A 4,052-nucleotide genomic window follows, 5' to 3' on the forward strand; every position below is an offset into this window, starting at 1 on the left:
CACGTGAGGAGGCCAAGCGAATTAGCAAGAAGAAAGGGCACTACGCACCGCAAAGAATCCGCGCCTCGCTCGACGATCAGCCTGTCACCATCGCGTTTGTGGAAGAGGCTTTCGACGTGGACCTTAGGAGTCTGGCCGATAACGGCTGACGTCAACTGACCTTCAGATGTACCCCCGAGCAGGAATGTCAGACCTCGCGCATAGCGTTCCCCCTACGGGGATGGAGGTTCGTCGGTGGCTGGAGCGAGGCGTGCACGCGAGTACGAACATTTGTGCAGAAGACTTCGAAAAATGACACTGATCAGTTTCGTCATTTCTGCTCCCGGAGTGTCTCATAACCAATGGTGAGTACCACGGTTCAGGCATACGGTTATGCGACGTAGTTATGAGAATCGGCGCCGCCGCACAATTCCGGCGAACGCGCAGGGAGTCGAAACATGGGCGTGAGACGTCTTGTATCCCTAGGGATTCGAGACAAGGCGCATGAGCGCGTGGATGACTCCGAGGTTCAACTAGCGCGGGGTTGTCATGTCATGACTTTTCCGGCCAGACAACCCACCGGCCGGAATCAGGAATGCGAGCGCGTGCGTTTCGGACACGCTCGATTGGCAAATCGTGAAAGTGCGATCGGCTGCCTCGCATGCGGCCCGCCGGTTCTTCACGCTGTGAAGCGATCCAGGGACTCGGCCAAGGCTCAAACCATTCGGAGTAACCGCCGGCCACGACGGTGCGCACGGTCCATTCCAGCTCGTCTGCGAGGCCGAAAACGTCTTCGTCACAGGCGTCGCAGCCACAAACTGGGAATAGAAAGTCATGGAGGAGTCCTGCGTGGACGTAGACCCCGGTCAAAGGCGTGAGTACGAATGTCAGCGGGGCTGCCGAAGCATCGTGGAGTATCAGCCGCATGGCACCGACGATGTCAGCGGGGGCGTGGATCAGGTCGGATGCCACCGCGGGGTCATACTCAACAGCCACCTCGAATGTGGCTTCCAGCCATTCGCTAAGCGATTGGGCGACGCTGTGAAGCGGTAAGAATCGTTCTAGATTCCTCGTGCGCGAGTACGCCTCTTCAGGCGGCGACTCGCCTTACCATCGCGCACCGTATTCAATCGGGGCGCCTTTCTCATCGTGATAGGTGACTAGAGGGAGAGTTGGACGTCGATACTCGCTCACACCGCGAGCTTATGCGGTACTAGCGAAGACCGCGTGTGCCACGCGTCAGCCCGCCGTCAGCCTCTCCTAACTGTCATGGGCCGCCCGGGCGTCGCGCGCGCAGTCGCCCATCGCGCGGGTGCGCCCGATGTGGGTGCGCTCTACGGTAACTGGCGTAGCGGCTGTCAATATCGGGGGCGGTCATGCGCGTAGCGGATGCGTCGGCGCCGGCAGACGGGGGCGCGGTCATCCGATGCGCGCTGAAACTTCGCACACCACCGAAAAAAGCATGATCAGTCCCCCAAAAAGGGGACAAATGGGTACTGCTCCCAATATGCTGAGAATCTCGGTGATTGCCGAGATTCCTTGTCGTCGGTTGTCCGCGGTTTGGCGGGGGACCCGGGGTTGAACGTAGGGGTAGTAAATGACTAAAAATTTCTTGTTCGCGCGATACAAATCAACTCGGTTGGTCGCAGCTTTCAGGGGTGGGGTGCTGGTTTTAGTCTCGGTGCTCGCAGCTTCGGTGTTGATCGCTGCGCCAGCACAGGCCGCCATGTTCTCGTTCACTGAGAACGGCATCACCTATCTGTTGAACGACGCAACGCACACCGCGACGACGACAGCGTATTCCGCCACAGCGACGAAATCCGTCGTGATTCCCAGCAGCGTCACTCCGGCTTCGGACACGGCCTATGCGGTCACCGTCATTGGCGACAGCTCCTTTCGCGACAAGAGTCTTACATCCGTGTCCATTCCAGGCTCGGTCATCACGATTAGCAACTCGGCGTTCATGGGGAACCTGTTGGGATCCGTGGTCATTCCGTCGTCTGTGACTTCGATCGCTTTCTGGGCGTTCTATGGTGCCGCTCTGACCTCGGTGACCCTGAATCAGGGGCTCCGCACGATTGGTGACAATGCCTTCCAGAACAACTCTTTGGCTTCTGTTGACATTCCGGCATCAGTGACCAGTATTGGCATAGTTGCGTTCAACTCCAATCGTTTGACCTCGGTGACCCTGCATGAGGGACTTGTCACGGTAGGTGGTTGGTCCTTCGGTGGCAACCTGCTCACGTCAATGACTTTCCCTTCGACGGTCACGAACGTGGGGATGGGTGCGTTTGGCGGTAACTCGTTGCTGGCCTCGGTGACGTTTGCCGGCGCTGCGCCGACCACCATATCTCCCCTTACCAACAACCCGTCACTGGGTAACGCTGCCGGCTTGACCGTGCACTACAAGTCTGCGTTCGGCGTCGTCGGTGGGTTCACCTCTCCGACCTGGCAAGGCTACGCATCCGCGGTCGTCGTTGACCCGATCGTGTCATTTGACTTGAACGGGCATGGCACTGCCGTGGCTCCTCGGACGGTGACGATGGACGGTCCGGTCGGTGACCTGCCTGCTCCGTCGGCGTTGGGGTGGACTTTTGATGGCTGGTTCACCGACACCAACCTGACGGTGCCGTTTGCTTCAACCCAACTGGTGACTGCTAATCAGACCGTGTACGCGAAGTGGACCGTCGTTGACCCGATCGTGTCATTTGACTTGAACGGGCATGGCACTGCCGTGGCTCCTCGGACGGTGACGATGGACGGTCCGGTCGGTGACCTGCCTGCTCCGTCGGCGTCGGGGTGGACTTTTGATGGCTGGTTCACCGACACCAACCTGACGGTGCCGTTTGCTTCAACCCAACTGGTGACTGCTAATCAGACCGTGTACGCGAAGTGGACCGTCGTTGACGCTGCGCTCACCCTCGACCTGGGGCTCGCCGTTGGCGACGCCGTTGCTGGTTCGACGGTCACCGTCTCTGGCGTGGGGCTGCTGGCCGGGTCGGCCTACACCGTGATCGTTCGTTCGACGCCGATGACGATTGCGTTTGGGTCGGCCGGTCTTGACGGCACGTTCTCGGGTTCGGGTGTCATGCCGTCTGGTTTGGCTGCCGGCGCGCACACCGTCACGTTCAGTGGCACGGCCGCCGACGGCAGCCCGATCAGCAATGTCACGTATTTCAGCGTGAGTGCCGCGGGAGTTATGACGTATCTGTCGGACGTCAAAGCGGATGCCGTCCCCTCGGTGAGTGCTGCTGCCTCGGTTTCTGCGCTGGCTAGCACCGGCTTTGTGGGTGCGCCGTTTGGAATCGCTGCGTTGCTGTTGCTGCTGGCTGGAGCCGCGCTCGTCGTGGGTCGCCGCCGGGTCGCCGCGTAGGGCATCCACTCAAAAGGACACAGCACTGGCTCGTCGCCGCAGCTTTCGCTGCAGCGACGAGCCAGTGCTGTGTCAGCAACGCGCTGTCGGCACCTCGCGTAGCCGGGTGACGGCAGTCCTATTGCGGTCTCGGCAAGCGACCCACCGCCGCCCTCCGATCGTGGCCGCCATCACCGATGCCAGCAAGCACAGAACGTGGGCACGTTCGCGTTGGTATCCCGTCGGTGGCCGCGCACGGCTAGATTCTCGTCAGGGCCTCGCCCTTATGCATCGCCACGTGATCGGTCGTGTCGCTCGTGATCTCGTACTGCGGATCATCAACACTGCAGCGGCGAATGTGGCCTTTGTATTCCACGTCCTTCGTATGAATCTTCGTAATGGTGCCGCGCACATGTCCGGCCTCGGAGTTCCAGCGCACGTGATCGCCGACTGAGAATTTTTTTATCATTGGTGTACCTTCCGCTTTCACACTGTTGCCGAATCTCTTCACCATATTCGCTGTACTACGTCGCCCCGATCTGGATTGGCACCCTCATCGATCACTCTTCTGGTGGGTACCAGACACGGTCGCCATCGACTTTGGCAAAGCTGGTCAGGGTGTGCGGCTTGGTCGAGGTCAGACTCATGATGTCGAGAACCTGAAAGTCCCGCGCCAGTAATGCGTCTCCGATCAGTGATCGGTGACAACGCCAGGGCACAG

Annotated in this window: 2 protein-coding genes and 1 pseudogene; 1 reads left to right on the plus strand and 2 read right to left on the minus strand. The window is 59.9% G+C overall.

Annotation, left to right across the window (positions count from 1 at the left end):
• Positions 1–531: 531 nt before the first annotated feature.
• Positions 532–1,071: pseudogene (locus CXY80_RS20560) on the minus strand (DUF6226 family protein); the annotation flags it as partial.
• A 571-nt stretch (positions 1,072–1,642) separates the two neighbouring features.
• Between CXY80_RS20560 and CXY80_RS00390 the strand changes: the two are divergent.
• Positions 1,643–3,352 (plus strand): leucine-rich repeat protein, encoded by a 1,710-nt coding sequence (locus CXY80_RS00390; RefSeq protein ID WP_158251497.1) that lies wholly within the window; start codon positions 1,643–1,645, stop codon positions 3,350–3,352.
• A 238-nt stretch (positions 3,353–3,590) separates the two neighbouring features.
• Here CXY80_RS00390 and CXY80_RS00395 read toward each other — a convergent pair whose 3' ends face one another.
• A complete protein-coding gene (locus tag CXY80_RS00395; RefSeq protein WP_104131165.1) occupies positions 3,591–3,800 on the minus strand; it encodes a DUF2945 domain-containing protein in 210 nt (69 codons plus the stop codon).
• Between the last annotated feature and the right edge of the window lie 252 nt (positions 3,801–4,052).

Origin of the sequence: Cryobacterium sp. M91 (assembly GCF_002929615.1) — a bacterium.
Lineage (GTDB): Bacteria > Actinomycetota > Actinomycetes > Actinomycetales > Microbacteriaceae > Cryobacterium > Cryobacterium levicorallinum.

Excerpts from the sequence above, each read along its gene's own strand:
- CXY80_RS00395 (WP_104131165.1), bottom strand. The coding sequence starts at position 3,800 with ATGATAAAAAAATTCTCAGTCGGCGATCACGTGCGCTGGAACTCCGAG.